Annotated in this window: 15 protein-coding genes; 13 read left to right on the top strand and 2 right to left on the bottom strand. The window is 53.6% G+C overall.

From position 1 onward, the window contains the following. The first annotated feature begins 12 nt into the window (after positions 1–12). The 11 genes from COMA1_RS18095 to COMA1_RS18045 all read left to right on the top strand — a co-directional run bounded on the left by COMA1_RS18095 (position 13) and on the right by COMA1_RS18045 (position 14,539). Complete coding sequence (locus COMA1_RS18095; RefSeq protein WP_218055423.1) at positions 13–1,215, top strand: hypothetical protein; 1,203 nt, start codon at positions 13–15, stop codon at positions 1,213–1,215. A 6-nt stretch (positions 1,216–1,221) separates the two neighbouring features. After that, positions 1,222–2,553, top strand: a complete 1,332-nt coding sequence (locus COMA1_RS18090; RefSeq protein ID WP_090750940.1) for an O-antigen ligase family protein — start codon at positions 1,222–1,224, stop codon at positions 2,551–2,553. A 167-nt stretch (positions 2,554–2,720) separates the two neighbouring features. Further along, positions 2,721–4,613 (top strand): asparagine synthase (glutamine-hydrolyzing), encoded by a 1,893-nt coding sequence (gene asnB, locus COMA1_RS18085; protein WP_090750939.1) that lies wholly within the window; start codon positions 2,721–2,723, stop codon positions 4,611–4,613. A 35-nt stretch (positions 4,614–4,648) separates the two neighbouring features. Continuing rightward, positions 4,649–5,779 carry a glycosyltransferase gene (locus tag COMA1_RS18080; RefSeq protein ID WP_090750938.1) on the top strand — a complete coding sequence of 377 codons (1,131 nt, stop codon included), beginning with the start codon at positions 4,649–4,651 and terminating at the stop codon, positions 5,777–5,779. Between the two features lie 22 nt (positions 5,780–5,801). After that, entirely contained in the window at positions 5,802–7,682 is a 1,881-nt protein-coding gene (asnB, locus tag COMA1_RS18075; RefSeq protein WP_090750937.1) for an asparagine synthase (glutamine-hydrolyzing), read from the top strand. Beyond that, entirely contained in the window at positions 7,679–8,770 is a 1,092-nt protein-coding gene (locus tag COMA1_RS18070) for a glycosyltransferase family 4 protein (RefSeq protein ID WP_090750936.1), read from the top strand. The genes asnB (COMA1_RS18075) and COMA1_RS18070 overlap by 4 nt, the downstream gene beginning before the upstream one ends. Position 8,771: 1 nt before the next feature. Then, the gene (locus COMA1_RS18065) at positions 8,772–10,766 is read left to right on the top strand and encodes an ArnT family glycosyltransferase (protein ID WP_090750935.1); all 1,995 of its coding nucleotides are present in this window, start codon (positions 8,772–8,774) and stop codon (positions 10,764–10,766) included. 9 nt (positions 10,767–10,775) lie between these two features. Further along, entirely contained in the window at positions 10,776–11,711 is a 936-nt protein-coding gene (locus COMA1_RS18060) for a glycosyltransferase family 2 protein (RefSeq protein WP_090750934.1), read from the top strand. A gap of 215 nt (positions 11,712–11,926) precedes the next feature. Continuing rightward, a complete protein-coding gene (locus COMA1_RS18055; RefSeq protein ID WP_176698159.1) occupies positions 11,927–12,616 on the top strand; it encodes a class I SAM-dependent methyltransferase in 690 nt (229 codons plus the stop codon). Positions 12,617–12,899: 283 nt separating this feature from the next. Next, complete coding sequence (locus tag COMA1_RS18050) at positions 12,900–13,364, top strand: DapH/DapD/GlmU-related protein (protein ID WP_090751048.1); 465 nt, start codon at positions 12,900–12,902, stop codon at positions 13,362–13,364. Further along, positions 13,364–14,539: a glycosyltransferase family 2 protein gene (locus COMA1_RS18045; protein WP_090750932.1), complete on the top strand. Its 1,176-nt coding sequence runs from the start codon at positions 13,364–13,366 to the stop codon at positions 14,537–14,539. Before COMA1_RS18050 ends, COMA1_RS18045 begins: the two co-directional genes overlap by 1 nt. A 48-nt stretch (positions 14,540–14,587) precedes the next feature. On the opposite strand, the gene COMA1_RS18040 is transcribed toward COMA1_RS18045, so the two are convergent. Beyond that, positions 14,588–15,145, bottom strand: a complete 558-nt coding sequence (locus COMA1_RS18040; protein ID WP_090750931.1) for a serine O-acetyltransferase — start codon at positions 15,143–15,145, stop codon at positions 14,588–14,590. Positions 15,146–15,446: 301 nt separating this feature from the next. Here COMA1_RS18040 and COMA1_RS20825 point away from each other — a divergent pair, with 301 nt between their 5' ends. Next, positions 15,447–15,857 (top strand): hypothetical protein, encoded by a 411-nt coding sequence (locus COMA1_RS20825; RefSeq protein WP_141654410.1) that lies wholly within the window; start codon positions 15,447–15,449, stop codon positions 15,855–15,857. A gap of 85 nt (positions 15,858–15,942) precedes the next feature. Here the strand turns inward: COMA1_RS20825 and COMA1_RS18035 are convergent, their stop codons facing one another. Next, positions 15,943–16,959 (bottom strand): IS110 family RNA-guided transposase, encoded by a 1,017-nt coding sequence (locus COMA1_RS18035; protein ID WP_090742717.1) that lies wholly within the window; start codon positions 16,957–16,959, stop codon positions 15,943–15,945. Positions 16,960–17,035: 76 nt separating this feature from the next. Between COMA1_RS18035 and COMA1_RS18030 the strand changes: the two genes are divergently transcribed. Beyond that, a complete protein-coding gene (locus COMA1_RS18030; protein ID WP_090750930.1) occupies positions 17,036–18,775 on the top strand; it encodes a right-handed parallel beta-helix repeat-containing protein in 1,740 nt (579 codons plus the stop codon). Positions 18,776–18,822: the final 47 nt, after the last annotated feature.

Below are 18,822 nucleotides of genomic sequence, written 5' to 3'. Positions count from 1 at the left end.
AGGGTGAGTTTGATGGCGATTGCTGCCTTGTTGATAACCATGGTGGGGTTGGTGGTGGGGGTGATCTTCCGCGAGTTGCGGAAAAAACACGTGCATCTCTGGATTGGTTCGTATTGCACGCAACGTCTTGCAGGATGGCGAGCACGACGGGAAGCAGAACGTCAACCACTGATTCATGTCCTGTTCTGCATGGTGGATCATTTTGAGCCGATTTCGGCTGGCTCCACGCCGGAAGTGGAACGTGACCGTATGAAGGATTGGTTGGTTCGCTATCCTGCTCTTGCCCGCCGTCATCGAGACTCCAATGGTCGTCCGGTGCAACACTCGTGGTTTTATCCCGGCGAGGCATATCATCAGGAATATCTGGATAACTTGACGGACTTATGCAGGCAGGGCTTCGGCGAGATTGAGCTGCATCTGCACCATGGCCATGACAACGAAGAGACCCTGGCGAGAAAAATCACCCATGCGGTGGAGTTATTCGGCCAACATGGCGCATTGCGGACGCAGTGGGGGCAGGGCCGCCCTGTCTATGGATTTATTCATGGCAACATGGCTCTGGATAATTCTCGACATGATCCTCAGTATTGTGGGGTCAATGGGGAACTCACGGTATTACGGGACACCGGATGCTATGCAGATTTTAGCCTGCCGACGGCCCCGTGTGACAGCCAGTCGTCCATGGTGAATACGATATTTTATGCCACGGATGATCCCCACAAGGCCAAGTCGTTTGATTGTGGTGAGGAAGTCGTTGTCAATGGAGAGAGTTCTGGTGATCTCATGATCGTGCCTGGTCCGTTGACATTCAATTGGGCTAGCCGAAAATGGGGACTCATTCCCCGAATCGAGAACGGTGAGATTCAGGGTTCGAATCCGCCGACCCGTGGTCGTGTGCGTCTTTGGGTAGAGACGCATATACATGTAAAAGGACGGCCTGAATGGGTCTTTGTCAAAGTCTCCTGCCATGGAGCCGAAGACCGAAGCCGTGATGCTCTACTGGGCGAGGCTGCCGACGTCATGTATGAGGAGTTAGAATGCCGCTATCGTGAAGGACGGTATCGGTTGCACTACGTCACGTCTCGAGAGATGTACAACATTATCAAATCGGCGGAAGCTGGAAAAACTGGGGATCCCCGACAGTACTACGACTTTGAGATTGCACCGTACAGGACGCATCGTCTCGCAGTTCCAAAAGAGGTCTCAGGGCTCTAGAATCCCATGGCGACGGCTTCTTCAAATCTCTGGGCCTTGTCCGAGCCTCACGGAGAGGTTTCAAGGAATGCTTTCGAACCTGAGTTTGAAGATGAAGGTTCTCCGCTGGCGTTCGGAGCTCTGTTGCTGCTGATATTCGTTATTTATATAGCCCCACAAGTAATCTTTCCAGTCCTTGAGCCGCTCCATCTCGCAAAGGTTTCAGCCGCTTTGGCCGTGGTCGCGTATGTGACCTGGGTGTGGCGAAACGGCGCCGGGTGGACGTTCATGAGTCGGGAAGTGCGCTTGATGCTGATTCTCATCGGCATTGCCTTAATCTCTATCCCGTTCTCACTGTGGCCCGGGGGAAGCCTGCAGTATTTAATCGATCAATATTCCAAGTCCATTATCATCTTCTTCTTGGTCGCAAACGTGCTGACGTCTTTTCGACGTTATCGAATCCTTGTCTGGGCGATGTCAGTCTTCGCGGCCTTTAACGCCTTCCAAGGGACGAAGCATTATGTCGCTGGCGAGGTCTGGAAGTATGGGCGGGTGTTGGGCGGTGCGTCCAGCATCGCCGGAAATCCAAATGATCTCGCTCTCGTCCTCAACCTTTCCCTTCCATTTCTCTTCTACCTCTACGAGACAGCGAGGAGCATGAGACAGCGCGTACTGGTTGTTCTGTTGATCGGCATCGACCTGGGTGGAATTATCACTAGTTTTTCTCGTGGCGGATTTCTGACTCTGGTCGCCATTGTGTTGTGGACCGCTTGGGTCGTCGGAAAGCGCAAGGGGACGGGAGTGTTCGTGAAGACCTGTGCGGTGGTGCTGGTATGTGGACTGGTATTAGCTGTTGCGGGGCCTAGCGGGTATGGGGATAGAGTGGCATCCATCGGGGACATGTCAAAAGATCAGACGGGATCTTCGAATGCACGATGGAATCTGATGGTTGGGACGGCTCAGGGCATGTTGCTGCATCCGCTTGGGGTTGGGCTGCACATGAATAATGTCTTGCTTCACGAGACAGGCTATGGGTGGGAAGGGGTCCACAATGTCTACCTCGAGTTGGGAACGGAGATCGGGATTCCGGGGCTTGCTGTATTGCTCTGGTTGCTCTATCGCTTGATCAGTTCCATGAAGGAGATACGGCTCGGATATGAGCAGGTGCCGGAGCTTTCAGCTCTCGCGCAAGCCGCCGGAGGGGCGATGGTGGCGTTTGTCACGGCGGGGATGTTCCATCCTGTGGCGTTCCATTTTTACTTGTACATCGTTGCCGGATTAGTTATCGCGTGCCAGCAGCTGGCACTTCGAGTTGACCGTGCCATGGAACTGGAAGCTGGCCGCGCCGAGTTCGGTTGATTGTCCTCGGATACCCACCCTGTGAGTTGCTGTCCGAAGACAGCATCGTTTCCATCCATTCGCTGCCTGTCACGCCTGTCCAGCAACCGGAATACACTTTCAGCAGGTCATTGCCGGTGGTTTGACCAAGAGAGAATCGGTCGAGATTGTCTTAGGAAACTGTGACCATGTGTGGAATTGTCGGATACAGCCATGTGAGTCCATCAGAGCACGCGGATCCCGTTATTCTGGCGGATATGTGCGGGACGATTATTCATAGAGGGCCGGACGACCAGGGAATTTACACGCATGGTCAGACTGGTTTGGCAATGCGTCGCCTCAGCATCATCGACCTCCATACAGGTCACCAGCCGATCGCCAATGAGACGGAAACGGTGTGGATCGTCCAGAACGGAGAGATCTACAACTATCAAGAACTAGCTCAATGGCTTCTGCAGCGCGGCCACCGATTGAGAACCGCTTCCGACACTGAAGTCATCGTCCATCTCTACGAGGAGCTCGGAGAACGGTGTCTTGATCGGTTGAGAGGGATGTTTGCCTTTGCTATTTGGGATCAAGTTCAGTCTTCCCTTTTTCTTGCTCGGGACCGTCTTGGTGTGAAACCGCTCTATTACTATTGGGATGAAGCGCGACTCGTCTTTGGGTCTGAGCTGAAGACGTTGTTGGCCCACCCTGAGGTGGATGCCTCCGTCGACGTCACCGCGATAGAGACGTTTCTACGGTATTCCTACATTCCAGACCCACAGACAATTTTCACACGTATCAAGAAGTTGCCACCCGCGCACTATTTGGTCCTCAAAAACGGGACTCTTTCTCTTGAGTGCTACTGGCATGGATTGAGACCTCACCCAGCTGAACCGACGGCATTGCCGGAGCCTGAAGCGCTTGCCAGGCTCGAACAGTTGCTGGAAGAGGCCGTGAAATTACGCATGGTCAGTGATGTGCCGGTGGGGGCGTTTCTCAGTGGGGGGCTAGACTCCAGTCTCGTTGCCGCATTGATGGCGCGTCACACCTCCCGTCCGGTGAAAACCTTTTCCATCGGTTTTTCTGAATCGGCGTATAACGAACTGCCCTTTGCGAGGCAGATGGCAATGCATCTGGGGACCGACCATCAAGAATTCGTCGTCGAGCCTCAAAACTGTGACGTGATTGAGCGCTTGGTCTCGCATTTTGATGAGCCGTTTGGCGATGTGTCCGCTCTTCCCATGTACTTCCTCTGTCAGATGGCGGCGCAATCAGTCAAGGTTGCATTAAGCGGTGATGGCGGTGATGAGCTGTTCGCGGGGTACGACAGGTATCACGTGGCCTTGCGGCAACAGCGTCGAGCACGGATTCCCACTGTTTTGCGCCAAGCTTGCGGTTGGGTTGGCACGCAGCTCCAGGATGGCGCAACAGGAAAGCGGTTTCTTCAGAACATGGCTCTTTCAGGACCCGATCAATATCGAGAGGCTGTGACGTATACGCCCGAGACGCTTGCCTACAGACTTCTGGCGCCGGATATCGTCGAAACCCTCAGAGTGTCGTCCGGCGGTGATCAATTGTTCCACCACTTTGCGATGGTTGCAAACCAGCCGTGGCTTGCTCAACTGCAGTATGTCGATGGGCAGTGCTACTTACCCGCCGACATCATGACGAAGGTGGACCGGATGAGTATGGCGCACTCCATTGAGGCCCGAGAGCCGCTGCTTGACCATAAGCTCGTCGAGTTCGCAATGCGCCTCCCGATGGAGTTTCGAATTCGGAACGGCTCAGGGAAATATCTCCTGAAACGAGTGGCGGAGCGCTATCTTCCTAAGGCCATTATCTATCGTAAGAAGCAAGGGTTTGGGGTTCCACTTGCGTATTGGTTTAAAGGTGACCTGCGTGACTATGTGAGAAGCGTGTTGTTCGATCACCAAGCGAAACAACGGGGGCTTTTTAATTTCAATGGGCTCGAGGATCTCGTGGCGCGGTACGAGTCAGGTCGTTCCGAGTATGCGCACACCATTTGGCTGCTGCTGATACTCGAAGTGTGGTGCCGACTCTATCTCACGCGTTCGAACGTTCAACCCGTTGGCTAGCGTCTCAGTGACGATTGGAGACCGTAGGATAGGGTATGGGACGATTGCGAGTGCTTGTCTTCGCCAACAGTTTTCGGCGAGGAGGATCAGAGCGTCAGGCATTGGAACTGTTCAGAAACCTGGACCGTTCGAAATACGATGCTCGCTTAGCGACTGCGAGCACGGATGGGCCGCTCCAGGCGCTGTTGCCCTGTCACGTGGAGGATGTACAGGTCTATCCCCTCGTGAGCTTTAAGGATGCATCCTTTGTGGAGTCTGCGGTTCGGTTCTATCGGTATCTTCGGCGCGAGCAGATTGATGTGGTGCAATGTTTTGATTTCTATTCAAATCTCTTCGCTATCCCCGTGGCACGGATGGCGCAAGTGCCGATTGTTCTTGGTGCACGGCGTGAAGAATCAACGCTTAAGACTCCCATGCAGCGGCGGATTCAGCGATGGGTGTACCGATTGGCGAAGGGAGTCGTCGCCAATGCAGGCTCAATCCGAGACCTACTGATCAAGGATGAACAGCTTCCGCCTCCTTCTGTGTGGGCAATCCCGAATGGCTTGGATCTAGAAGTCTTTGACAACGCTGTTACGCAATCACGGTGCCAACGAAATGAGAAGCTTGTTCAGTTCGCAGTCATCGCTAATCTTCGACCTGAAAAGGGGCATCAGATATTTCTTGAGGCGGTTGCGAGGATAGCCGCACAGCACCCTGAGTCTCGGTTCCTCATTGCCGGTGAAGGTCCGATGAGAGGAGCGATTGAAACGACCATCAGACGATTGCGTTTGGAGCAAACAGTTGAATTGGTTGGAGAGGTTCAAAACGTTCCGGCGTTCTTGACCGCAATCGATGGGGTGGTTCTGCCGTCGATCTCAAATGAAGGTTTTCCAAATGCGGTGATGGAGGCGATGGCCGCGTCCTTGCCCGTCGTGGCGACTGATAGTGGTGGAACTCGTGACTTGGTGGTTGAGGGGGAAACCGGATTTGTTGTGCCGACGAACAACGTCGGGGCGCTCGCGTCCAAGATCGAGATGCTCTGTCGGGACAAGGAACTACGGAGAAAGATGGGAGAGGCTGGGCGATGGAGGATTGCGACCTGTTTCACCACCCGGCATATGGCCAGGCAGTATGAGGCCCTCTATGAAATGCTACGCGCGAAATCGATGATTCACTCTTCATGAGACAGGGAAGTGTAACGCAATCATGTGTGGCATAGCTGGAAAGTTGGGATTTCACCCCGCTGCATTTCCGACGCACGCGTTGCTGGCCGCTATGTGTAACAAGATTGCGCATCGGGGACCCGATGACGCCGGATATTTCATCCAAGGTCCGATCGCGCTAGGACATCGTCGTCTATCGGTCATCGATGTGATGTCAGGGCATCAGCCCTTGGGGAATGAAGACGAGACCATTTGGGTCGTCTTGAATGGAGAGATCTATAACTATGTGGAGCTGCGTAAGCAGCTCGAACAGAAGGGGCATCGATTCCGGACCAGGTCTGATACGGAGGTGATCGTTCATCTCTATGAAGAGTACGGAGAGAGGTTTATTGAACACCTCCGCGGTATGTTTGCCATTGCGCTCTGGGATACGCGTTGCCGGCGATTAGTGTTGGTGCGAGACCGACTGGGAAAGAAGCCGCTCTATTACGCGGTGGTTCCCAATCATGGCATTGTGTTCGCCTCGGAAATCAAGGCTATTTTGGAAGACTCAAACGTCCCACGAACCCTGAACTACGAGGCGTTCGATGCGTATATGAGTCTCCTCTATGTGCCGAGTCCGATGAGTATGTTTCAGGGGATACAGAAACTTCCGGCCGGCCATCTCCTAACCTGGTGCGATGACAAGATTGAGCTTACGCAATATTGGGATCTGGTCTTTCAGGCCCGCACAGAGTTGAGCGAACGCGCGGCGTTAGAAGAGCTAGAAGCCACGATTCGGGAGGCTGTTCGGATCCGTCTACGGAGTGATGTTCCACTCGGAGCCTTCTTGAGTGGGGGCATCGATTCATCGCTGGTCGTACGGCATATGGCGGATCAAGTGTCGAGGCCGGTTCTTACCTGTTCCGTCGGGTTTGATGGACATGACGAGAACGAGTTGGAGTACGCAAAAGAAGTCGCAGAGTTTCTACAGTGTGCGCATCATGAGCACACAATTGTTCCTCGGGTCGAAGATATTGTGGGGAAGTTGACGCGATTGTTCGATGAGCCGTTTGCCGACTCTTCGGCAGTCCCCACTTACTATGTATCCGAAATGGCCCGACGCCACGTCACGGTGGCCCTCTCAGGGGATGGAGGGGATGAGGTATTTGCCGGCTATGCCCGTCACTATCTGCATCGTATCGACGGGGTACTGAGGAAATACCTTGGACCAGCGGGATGCCAGGCGGTGAGTCGAGTCGCGCATCTGTTGCCTCCGTTCAAAGGGCAAAAGATCCTCGCACGGCTGGGTATGAGCCCAGGCGTCGCCTGCGCCAAGCCGCATACCGATATTTTGTTTGGGGCCGAATTAAAGCGCCGAGTGTATTCGACGGACTGTGCGGAACACTGCCGGCGGTTTGAGATTGATAACCTGTTCACACGTCTCTATGACCAGTGTACGGCAAGCGATCCTTTGGACAAGGCCCTGTACGTCGATATGAAGACGTACCTGGTCGACGATATTCTGGTCAAGGTCGACCGGATGAGCATGGCTCATGCACTCGAAGTTCGGGCCCCACTGCTCGACCATAAGCTTGTCGAGCTCAGCGCGACGTTGCCGTCTGCCATGAAATTGAGCGGGCATACGACCAAGTATCTTCTGCGACAAAGCTTACAAGGACAGGTTCCAAATAGCGTGCTCAATCGGAAAAAACAAGGATTTACCATGCCGTTGGCAGGATGGTTGCGTGGACCACTTCGTCCAATGGTCGAGGACACGGTATTGAGCCAGCGGGCTATCCAGCGTGGACTCTTTCATGGACAGGCTCTCAAGGATTTGTGGAGCGCTCATCTTCATCAGCGAGCGGACTATTCGCATCAGCTCTGGCAATTGTTCATGCTTGAACTCTGGCATCAGGAGTATCTGGACCCTGTTACCTCATGAGAAAAGTTCTGCTGATTGGGCCGTATCCCCCTCCGTTCGGAGGATTGGCCGTACAGCTGTGCCAATGGCAACGCTACCTGGCATCGAGCAACGAGTACCAGTGCGAGGTGCTGAACATTGGAGAGGGGCGAACCACACCTCTCGACGGCTGTCGTCCTGTCACAAGCGAATGGCATTTTGTTCAACAAGTCACGCGGTATAGTCGTCAGGGGTATCTGCTTCACCTGTTGACCAATGGGCACAATCGAAAAAGTTGGCTCTCCTGTCTGGTCTGCGCAGCAGCAGGACTGCTGAACGGCCGACGAACGGTTCTTGTCCTTGGGTCCGGAAATACGGCGAACTATCTCTCACGCACAGGGTTTGCGGATGGGAGGATTGCTCGCTTAGCGATCAAGTTGGCAGGCCATATGATTTGTCGTAATGAATCAGCAAGAAGGGTATTGATGGAAATGGGGGCTCAAGACAGCCGGATCTCGATCATGCCGGGCTTCTTGGGTGTGGGGGACGCCTCCGATCAAACGGTACCGTCGCACGTGCGACAGTTCATGAACGATCATGCTCCGGTGTTAGGGGCGACGGCGAGTAGTGATCCCGAGTACGGCATCCCCTTGATGATCGACGCTCTTGCCAGTCTCCGAGACCACCATCCGAAGGCAGGACTCGTCTTGATGGGGCCGCACCGAGGGCAGGTTGAACAACAGTACGGCCCTCTTCCAGACCATATTCTCGTCACCGGAGGGCTTCCGCATGATGCCGTCATGGCGACAATGCAGCATCTCCATATTTTCCTTCGCCCAACCTCGTTCGATGGAGATTCGATCTCTGTGCGTGAGGCCCTGTCGATGGGGATACCGGTTGTCGCAAGTAACGTTGGGTTTCGGCCAGAAGGGGTGGTGTTGTTTCCGTCGGGCGAGTTGTCGGGGTTCGTGAAGTCGATTCTCAGGTTGCTGAGCCATCCTCTGCGTCGATTCGACGGTCGACCTCATCAGCAGTCCGAGACAGGGGATCGGCTGCTCGCCCTGTACGACCAGCTATTCGTGTCAGGCTCAAAAAACGACCGGACAGATGTTGCAATGGAGCGTATCTAGCATGCCTGAGAAGGACGATGTGGTGTCAGCGATGCAGAGGGTGTTCTCTCGCTGGTGGGGGTGGGATACGCTGCTGGTGCTCTTGTTTGTGATGATAGGTGCTGTCCTGAGGCTGTACCGCGTGGTTGATTGGCAAGCGGGGACGGTAGAACCGTGCGATTTTCCATTTGTGGATGAAATCACGCCTCTCGTTCAGGCGAGAAACCTGCTTCATTTTGACGTATTCTTCTATCCTCCGGTAGCGCCGATCCTAGTCGGCGCCTTGTCACTCCCTGGGGCGATCCTGATGCCTGAGAGTTTCAATGTGGGGGCGTTTTGTCGAGGTATCACGATCATGGCGAGTTTGGCCACGGTCCCCGTTGTCTATCTCATCGGACGATTTTGGGGAGCGCGTGTCGGCTTGGTTGGGGCGGGGCTATTTTCCGTCAACATGATTGCGGTCAATAGTACCGGAAACGTGCAAGTCTATTCGGCGCTGTTCGTCAGCCTTGCGATGTATTGGGCCCTCCGAGCTTATCAACGGCTTACGATCGAGGCCTTGTGTTGGGTCGGAGCGCTATTAGGGTTTGCTGTCGCGACGAAGTACTTTCCAGCCTTTCTTTTCCTCTTACTCTTTGTGGGATTAGTCGCGAATCGGACACCGGAGTTCAAGATCGACCTCGGAGCGTATGCGGAGCGGCAGACGATCAAAACAATCTGGATCGCGACGCTGGTCGGAGTAGTGGTGCTTGCCGGGATGACGCTGGTTATCGGACTGGTGGCACAGGAGTCTGTGTTGACGCTCGCTCAGCGGATCTACGATGGGCATCCGCACGACCATCCGTTCAGCTACCATCTTCCATCGATAATCAAGCTGTTGCATCTCGGGTTGCTGGGGGGCGCGGCTGTGGCAGTCTGTGCCAGCTGTTTGCTGGTGGTGCCGATCCTCCAAGGTTGTCATCCATGGAAATGGGCCATACATCAGTTTAATCGCCATGCGATATGGCTTATCCCAATGAGTGCTGCAGGTCTGGCCATAGTCGTGACCTTCGTTCTTCCGGTGGCAGCCAATCTCAATAATTTTGCCAAGTATGCCGTATGGACGCTCAAGGCCTATGCCTCCACCGACGGAGGGATGTTTCCGGCGGCTAAACCGGCTCCGTCATATCTTCTCGCCTACCTTCCTGAGAACTTTGGATTGCCCGGGTATGTGTTGGCGCTCTGTGGGGTGATGTTAGCCGTAGTTCGCCGTGACAAGAAGTTGCTGTTGTTACTCCTCGCGGCTCTCCCTTTATGGGTCATGTTGGAGAGAAGTTCAGTGAAGGTGAACCGGTATATTCTGGAATTGACACCGATTCTCTGCGTGGCGGCAGGTTTTGCCTTTGAGTGGTTGTGGACTGTGGCTCGGCAATATAAGAGCCAGTGGATGGCACCCTGGATTTTTGCAGGGATTTACCTTTTTACAAGCGTCTATTCGCTCGCATGGGCGGAATTTTTTCGTCCAGGTCAGGACATTCCCCAACAAGCGGCCTCATGGGTGCAGACCAGCGTGCCACGCGGTGCAATGGTCGGTCTCCGTTCTTCCGTCATTGTGGACCATATCTCTCCGTATTTACCAGATGACCAGCAGCTGGAGGGGTACCGACTGGTGCGGTACAACGAAGATCCTGATTACATTTTGCTTCCCAGGCTCGTGTACGAGGTTGTTCGCCAGCATCTTGAGTTGTCCCGTCAGGGAAGAGGGTACCAAGATACCGATTGGTTTCCCTATCCTCCCCCGACACCGGAGGACTTGCGGTTTATGGAGGAGTTGGTCTCCAGTGGCCGCTATGAGGTTCTTAAGGAAATCACCAAGGTCCCGGTGTTTGGCGGGTATGTACCAGGAGCGCAGGCCATTCGTGGATATACCTGGCTGCGTGAGCACAGCTCCTACAGCATCCTTATTTACCGCCGAGTATCGTCGTCTGAGAGGGTGGATGAGCGAGATCCTACCCCAAAAAGTACGGCGCCGAATTAAAGGATACCAATGTATAAGAATCGTCGTATCGGCCTGGTGATTCCTGCGTATAACGTGGTTCATCACATTGAAGATGTAGTGAAGACATTGCCGCAGTTTGTCGATCGAGTGGTGCTGGTTGATGATTGTGGAACAGACGGAACCACCCAGTTGTTGGAAATGCTGGAGGACGCTCGAACGGTGGTGGTGCGACACTCGGTGAATCAGGGGGTCGGCGGCGCGATGGTCAGCGGCTTCACGAGAGCCTTACGGGAGGATGTCGATATCGTTGTGAAAATGGATGGTGATGGGCAGATGGATCCAACGTATCTCCCGTTGCTGTTGGATCCTATTATTGAGCAGCAATATAGCTATGCCAAAGGGAATCGCTTCCTGAACAATCGCGCGTTGGAAGCGATGCCGGCATTACGGTTGATTGGAAACTATGGGCTGACGTTCCTAACGAAGCTGGCTTCCGGGTATTGGCATGTGTTCGACCCGCAGAACGGGTATTTGGCAATTCATGCAGATACCTTGCAACAGATGGACCTTGACCATTTAGCAAAACGGTATTTCTTTGAGAACGACATGCTCGTGCATCTCAACATTCTCGGAGCCCGCATTAAGGATGTATCAATTCCTGCTCGATATGGGGATGAGCAGTCTTCGATGCGAATGTCCGAGATATGTCTCACGTTTCCACGCTATCTCTTTGGTCGATTTTGGTACCGCGTGTATCAGAAGCATATCCTTAGAGACTTTTCCCCTATCGCGCTTTTTTGGGTGTCTGGGATCCCCATGTTGGTCTGGGGAGGGGTGTTTGGTGCTTACACGTGGGCGAAATCGTTTTTGACGGGCCAGGTTGCGACTACTGGTACCGTCATGCTCAGTGTATTGCCGTTTCTGTTGGGCTTTCAGCTCATGCTTCAGGCCATCCTTCTCGAAATTGCTGAGTCTCCTAAGTAGTACACAAAATGACAACCCGAGAGTCGTGCATTCCGGCGCAATCACAAATGGAAAATAGAGTGTGCCCAATCTGTAGGCGAAGTCTTTCTCGAGGACTCACATCGTGGCACGAAGCATGTGACACCTGTGCCTATGAATCAGCAGCTCTGATCCCAAACATCAATCTGGAATCCGCCCATGCTCATATCGATGAAATCTCCAGAAAGTCCGGATTGATGAAACTACGCATCAGAAATTTTGACAAACTGATCAATGAAATTCGGTTCTTGAAGGGGAAGGGCGCATTGCTTGAAATAGGTTGTGCCCACGGGTGGTTTCTCGAGGGAGCGCAATCGTTTTTTGACGTCTACGGAATAGAACCGGATCAGAACATTTATGCTGGGACTTGCATGAAGGGGTTGAACGTCAGGTTAGGGTACTTTCCGGATGTTTTGAAGACCGACGAGGTCTTTGATGTGATCGTGTTCAATGATGTGCTTGAGCATATTCCGGATGTGAAGGGGGTACTCTCTGCTTGTCATCGGCATTTGTCAGATAAAGGCCTTCTGGTGATTAATCTCCCGAATAGCAAAGGAGTGTTTTATCAAGTCTCCAAGTTGCTGTGTAAGCTGTCTTTGACCAGTTTCTTTGAGCGATTGTGGCAGAAGGAGTTGCCTTCACCTCACGTGCACTATTTCAATAGTGCAAACCTGACTCGACTTCTTCGCTCGCATGATCTGGTCGTCAGAAAGACCGGGAGGCTTTCGACGGTTGACGCCTCCGGTTTGTACAGCAGAATTGCATACACAGGCGGTGGGAACGTCGTCCGCAATCTCGCCGTTTGCCTAGGAGTGATACTGTTGCTTCCGATCTTATCGATTCTTCCGAGCGATATCGTTTACCTCATTGCGGAGAAGAAGGAATGAGGAGCTTTGGCGGTAGCATATTAGTCGTGAATGCTTTCGTTGACTTCATCGAGGTGCTGCTGCCGACAGAAGTCTAACAGTGAGAGTTTCTGGACCCTTCCTTCCCCGTGGAGCGGACAATCTGTCCTGCTCTATGGTTGCCATGCAAGCCGGTACCGTATCACTCGCTGTACATCGCTTGCCCCACTGTATGTGTAGTTTACAGGTCGGTGTTTGCCAGACCGGCTAGGAAATCAGTGCTTACCTAAGATCTTGTGTAAGAGGTGGGGTATTCATGAACGCGATTACGTTGTATCGAATTGGCCGTCGATCGCGGCAATTAGGCATTCCATTTGTTCCACGCATCGTTGATAAACTTGTTGTCGTGTTATGCCGTTGTGTTGTACCAAGTCGTTGTGAGATCGGGATAGGGACAGAATTAGGCTATGGTGGCATCGCAGTGGTTCTTCATGAACGAGTGCGTGTTGGGAAAAATGTAATGATCGGGCCTTGTGTGACCCTGGGTGGGCGTTCGGGGATCGTCGGTGTTCCGGTGATCGGTGATGATGTCTTTATTGGAACTGGTGCGAAAGTGTTGGGTGATGTCCGTATTGGGAACCGAGCTGTTATTGGGGCCAATGCCGTGGTGCTGCAATCCGTTCCTGATGATGCGGTGGTTGCCGGCGTACCTGCGAAAATCATTAGGCTTCAGGTTCGAGATCCTGAGAAGCGTCCCGTAGAGATGCTGTCGGTAATGCAGGCTGAGTGATGGACATGGAAATCGCTGCAAGACTTATTCTATGGGGATCTTTTATAGGATTGTTCTTCGCATACATTGGGTTTCCTGTCGTCATCTTCATCTGTTCGCGGCTGTTCGGTCATCGTCCTGTGCCTCCTCCATATCGGCTTCGTCAACACCTGCCGACGGTCACCATCCTCATTTCAGCGTTAAATGAGGAGGCTGTTATTCGAGAACGTCTCGAAAACGTTCTGTCGATCGATTATCCGCCGGACAAACTGGAAACCGTTATCGCTTCAGATGGGAGTACTGATCGAACCTGTGCACTGGCCCGGCAGTACGCCGAAACGTATCCTGGACGTGTGCGACTGCTTGAGTATCGGGAACGAAGGGGGAAAGCAACGGTCCTCAATTCAGTCGTGCAGCAATTACAGTCGGATATAGTCGTGTTTTCAGATGCGAACACGATGTTTCATTCCCAAGCAGTCCTGAATCTCATACGGTGGTTTCAAGATCCTACTGTCGGAGCAGTATGCGGGCAACTGCGTTTGCAGGATGCTGCGACAGGGAAAAATGTGGATGGACTCTACTGGCGATATGAAAACCTGTTGAAGGATTGTGAGGGGCGGTTGGGTGCTCTGCTCGGTGCAAACGGCGCGATCTATGCCATGCGTCGCACCGTGTTTGTACCGATTCCCGGTGACACGATCGTGGACGATTTTGTGATTCCTCTGTTCTCAAAGCTACGCTTCAAGCACCGCACTATTTATGACACAGAGGCCATCGCAACTGAGGAAACGGCGCCGGATATTGAAGGCGAATTCCGTCGGCGATGCCGCATCGGAGCCGGGAATTTCCAAAGCCTCTCTCGATTATGGCCGCTGTTGTTTCCGACACAAGGCTGGATCAGCTTTGTTTTCTTTTCACACAAAATACTTCGTTGGTTCTGTCCGGCATTTCTCCTCCTTGCGCTTATGAGCAACATCTGGCTATCGGATCAGTCCATGTACCAGTGGTTGCTGTTGGCTCAGACCGTCTTTTATGTGGCCGCCTACCTTGGGCATCGACTTGCGAAAGGAACATTGGGTAATCGAGTCGTTCGATTGGTTACGATGTTTGTCGCTATGAATATAGCTCTTGCGGTAGGGTTCTGGTGTTGGGTCACAGGACAACAACAAGGAACGTGGCAGCGTACCATTCGCTAAAATACTAAGGTATAAAGAAGAAGGGTATGAAGCGATGGTGTTTGCTCGTTAGGAAGATGAGGACGGGACGCTTCTGATCCGAACGACCTTTGCCGGTATGCCGACTGCCGTGGCTCCATTGGGGATATCGCTCAGTACTACGGCATTGGCCCCGATGTTGACATCGTTTCCAATGGTCACCGCCCCCACGATTTTCGCTCCAGCTCCGATGAAGATACGATCTCCGAGGATGGGGCTCGCCCTTCGTTGCGCGCCTATCGTTACCTGATGTTCAAGATAGATATGGGACCCTCCGCGTACCTGACCATTGATCACGATCCCGGTCGAGTGGATGAATACCAGACCTGGGCCAAACTCTGCTCCACGACCGATAATGCAATTGCAACAGATCACATTCAGTTTGTTGAAAAGTAGTTCAAGCGGGGTCAGTTGCCATCGCCGAGACCATTGCATGAGACGATACCACATCATTGCCGCTGTTCCGTCCGTCAGCAGAGTTTTGAGGATCGATCGCCAGGCGGTGCTGTCGTAGCACCAACGTGCTTTTGCTCGGATGTCTTCAGCGAGTAGACGGAGAAGGGTTTCCTGTCGGTTTGAGGTCTTCATGTTCGTGGTATGTATCGAAGGCATTGCCAGATTACTTAATATGCACAGGCTTTTACTATCGGTGTTTTAGTTGATTTAGAATCAGGAATGCAATGTAAGGTAGTCGCGATGTCCCCTGTAGGTAAATACAGCCAGCATGCATACAGGAGCCTTCAGGTTGTGACGAAGGTTAATAGTAATGAGTGCGAAATAGTAGGACAACGGACAAAGACTTGACGGTGGGTGTGAGGCATGAGCTTTGCTCTCAGGTCAATCCAAGCGGGTTTGGTCCCTGCATGGATTGTCTGGGAGGAACGTATGCATGTCTGTCGACACAAAAGGATCGCAAAAGGGGTCGCCCATCTCGAAGGCTCCGGTCAAGAGGGCACAGCCGATCATGCCCTCCGTATCCTACAAACGGGGCGAGGTCTCCGACGACGTCTTCCCTCGCCATGGTGGTCGCGTGACTCCGTCGCATCCCGGTTGTCGTCGTCAGCAGTGTCAGCTCGGATTTGAGCCGCACCAGTCACCCATCAGGATCAAGGCGTGGGAGCGAGCCCCGTCGGGGATCCACTCCAGCCCCTGGCACCTCGTGCCCCAGACAACCGTCGGTTCCCGGCCGTGTCCAGCATACCTACGCACAGGACGTCTGGCTACCAGCGGGCTGGCGCCAACCCCATCATGGCTCACGGTCGAGGCGTCTCAGTCCCCACGCCAGTGGCGAGGGAGTTGAAGGGGGAAGACCGGGGCTAATCGGGAGTGCGAGGTGTGGCCTCAACCCCTTTGCGAGCTCCCAGCTCCCCCCAGCTCTGCCGCGCCTAGCCAAAAGCGCGGGACAGATCGAATGGCACCTGCGCACGGAGCATGTGATAGCAGGCCCGCGCCAATTTATGGGCCACGGCCTTCAGCGCCACAAGGGGATGCGTCCGTGCCTGCTTGCGCTGATAATACGTGCGAATCACGGCCTCATAGCGAATGGCGAAGTGCGCCGCCTCGATGAACGCCCAGCTTAAATACTTGTTGCCGTTCTTCGTGTTGCCAGCCCCTTTGCGTTTGCCGTTACTCACATGTTCGCTGCCGACACAGCGACAGTAGGAGGCGAAGTGTCCCACGGTCGCAAACCGCCGCAGGTCACCGGCTTCCAGGAGAATGGTGCCCGCCAAGATCGGCCCGATTCCGGGGACGGTCTGTAAGAGCACATAGCCCGGCTGAGTCCGCCCCGCTTCCCGAACCGTGCCCTCAATCGTGTGAATCTCGTGCTCCAGACATTGCAGCACAGCCAACGAACTGCTGACCGATTGCACATGTTCGGGAAATGGCACAAGTGCCTGAATGCCCTCTGGGGTGAGCTGTCGAAGCCGAGGGAGGGAGAGCCGATTGCCAGTCAGTCGTGTCAGCAGGCTTTGTAGGCTCAGCACGACCATGGTCTTGTGCCGAACCAACTGACTGCGCTTCCGCAACAAGTCCCGCACGGCCCGTTCCGCTTTGGGGTAAATGTACCCGGTAGGGAGCAAACCTAGCCGGAGTAAATGGGCTAACCACTGCGCATCGTGTTGATCGTCAACATGCTTGAGCCCACTATACTGCGGCAGGGCTGGTGCATGAGCGAGGTGGACCCGGTACCCTGCTTCCATGAGCCCGTCGACTAACCAGTACCAATTATAGGTGGACTCAACGACCACGCCCTGCAGCGTGGTCTGATACGGTGTTAAGGCCGTGAAGATCACGGCCAGGTCATTGCGGAGGCGTTTCTGATACAGCACTCGATCCGCTTCATCAATCACGACCAGCACACTATTCGTGGCATGGAGATCAATGCCCGCATAACACATCATCGCAACCTCCTCGGTTAAAGTGGATGAGCCCGTCGCGTTAGCAACGACTCTACTCTTCAAGAGAGGAGCCTTCGAGATGATTATCGGGAGGAAGATTCGATTCATCAATCTGGTCGCCGCTTCGTTGATCGTCGCTTGTATCGCTACAAGATTGCCCACCAATGAATCCCTTGCGGCAGTCGCAGTGCTCCCCCAGTCAACTGTTGATGTGACGATGCCCGCCGCACCGGCTCTCATCACGGTCTGTAGCTCCGGCTGTACCTATAAGAATTCGCAACTACAGATGGCCATTGACGCGGCGCTACCAGGTACGACCATACAGTTGAAAGCCGGTGAAATCTATCAGTCACCTCCAGATGATAAGGGCTTTATTCTACGCAATAAGGCGGGGTCTGGCTGGATCGTTATTCGAACCAGTACACCGGATAGTCAGTTCGCTCCGCCAGGCGAACGTCTGACTGCCAGTGATGCGCCAAAACTCCCGAAGCTTGAACGAACTGGAACGTATGGGATGACCTGTGAGCCGGATGCACACAACTATCGCCTTATCGGCTTGGAGTTCCGCAATCCAGGTAACAGTGCTACTGGCCATTCTTCCGGCGCCCTTATTCATTGCGGGCGATTTGAAACAACTGTGGACGACCAGCCCCACCATATTGTTTTTGATCGCGTGTATGTTCATGGCCCATCACTTGCCGGGCAAGATGTTCGGTTTGGCGTGATCCTGCAGGGGCGACATCAGGCGGTCATTGACTCATGGATCTCGGATATCAAGCACAACTACTCTGAGGCAAACGCCATAGCGAGTTGGGGAGCTGCAGGCCCATTACGGATCGAAGACAATTACATCGAAGGATCTTCGATCAACATTCTTATCGGAGGGGCAGATCCGCTTGTGCCGAATCTCACACCGTCCGATATCACGATTGTCAAGAATACGATTGCCAAGCCGCTCCGTTGGAAGAATGCAGAATTTGCACTCTTGAGCATCAAGAATCTGCTTGAGCTCAAACATGCTCAACGGGTGTTGATCGAGGGCAATACGTTTGAAGGTGTGTGGCCTGATGCGCAGGCGGGTTTTGCGTTCATGCTCACTCCGAGGCAAGGTTCGGGAGTCGGTGCAAAGTGTGGTCCAGCTGGTTCCCCGGGTTGTGCTCCATGGACGATCGTCCAAGACGTCACGATTCGGAATAATAAGGTGAAAGCTGCTTCAAACGGTGTTGCTATTTCCGGCCGTGATCCTGGTGGGCCCTATACGTATGCAACTCGTTCAGGAAGCCGGTTCACAATTCGGAATAACATCTTGGAAGGGCTTGGAGGGTATTCAGGGGGCGGTATTGTTTTTGCCGTTGGCAATGGCCCTAGCGATGTCACGATCACTCACAATACGGTTGCAAAGTTCAATGCGGCCAACCTTGATGGAAAAGGATTAGAGCTGCAGGGCGGCTCGCCATCCACCTCAGCCAGGCTTGTATTTCAGGATAATATTCTCCCTGCTCGAAAGTATCCGTTGTTTGGATCCGTCGGAGGTTGTTCCACTACCGCACTCGCCACATATGCTCCAGGATTTCTATGGACCCATAATGCGATCGCTGGCCCATGGCCAACTCCCGCCGGCTGTACGACGGGAATTCTTCCTGGGTGGAGTGCAGAGAACGCATTCCCTGCGAGTGAGTCAGCCCTCGGATATGAAAATTACGCATCGGGGATTTATCGGCTAACAAGTGCCAGCCCATTTAGGCTTGCGGGATCAGACGGGAAGGATCTTGGTGTCGACTACGTTGAATATGTCGCGGCTCATGGCTTGTGGCCGTAGCATGTGCAACACGGCTCGGCGATGACGCAACGACCCTGTCGCCCCCT

It is taken from the genome of Candidatus Nitrospira nitrosa, from assembly GCF_001458735.1.
Taxonomy (GTDB): Bacteria; Nitrospirota; Nitrospiria; order Nitrospirales; family Nitrospiraceae; genus Nitrospira_D; species Nitrospira_D nitrosa.
The sequence above is the reverse complement of the archived record's forward strand: the minus strand, read 5'-3'. Positions and strand labels throughout refer to the sequence as shown.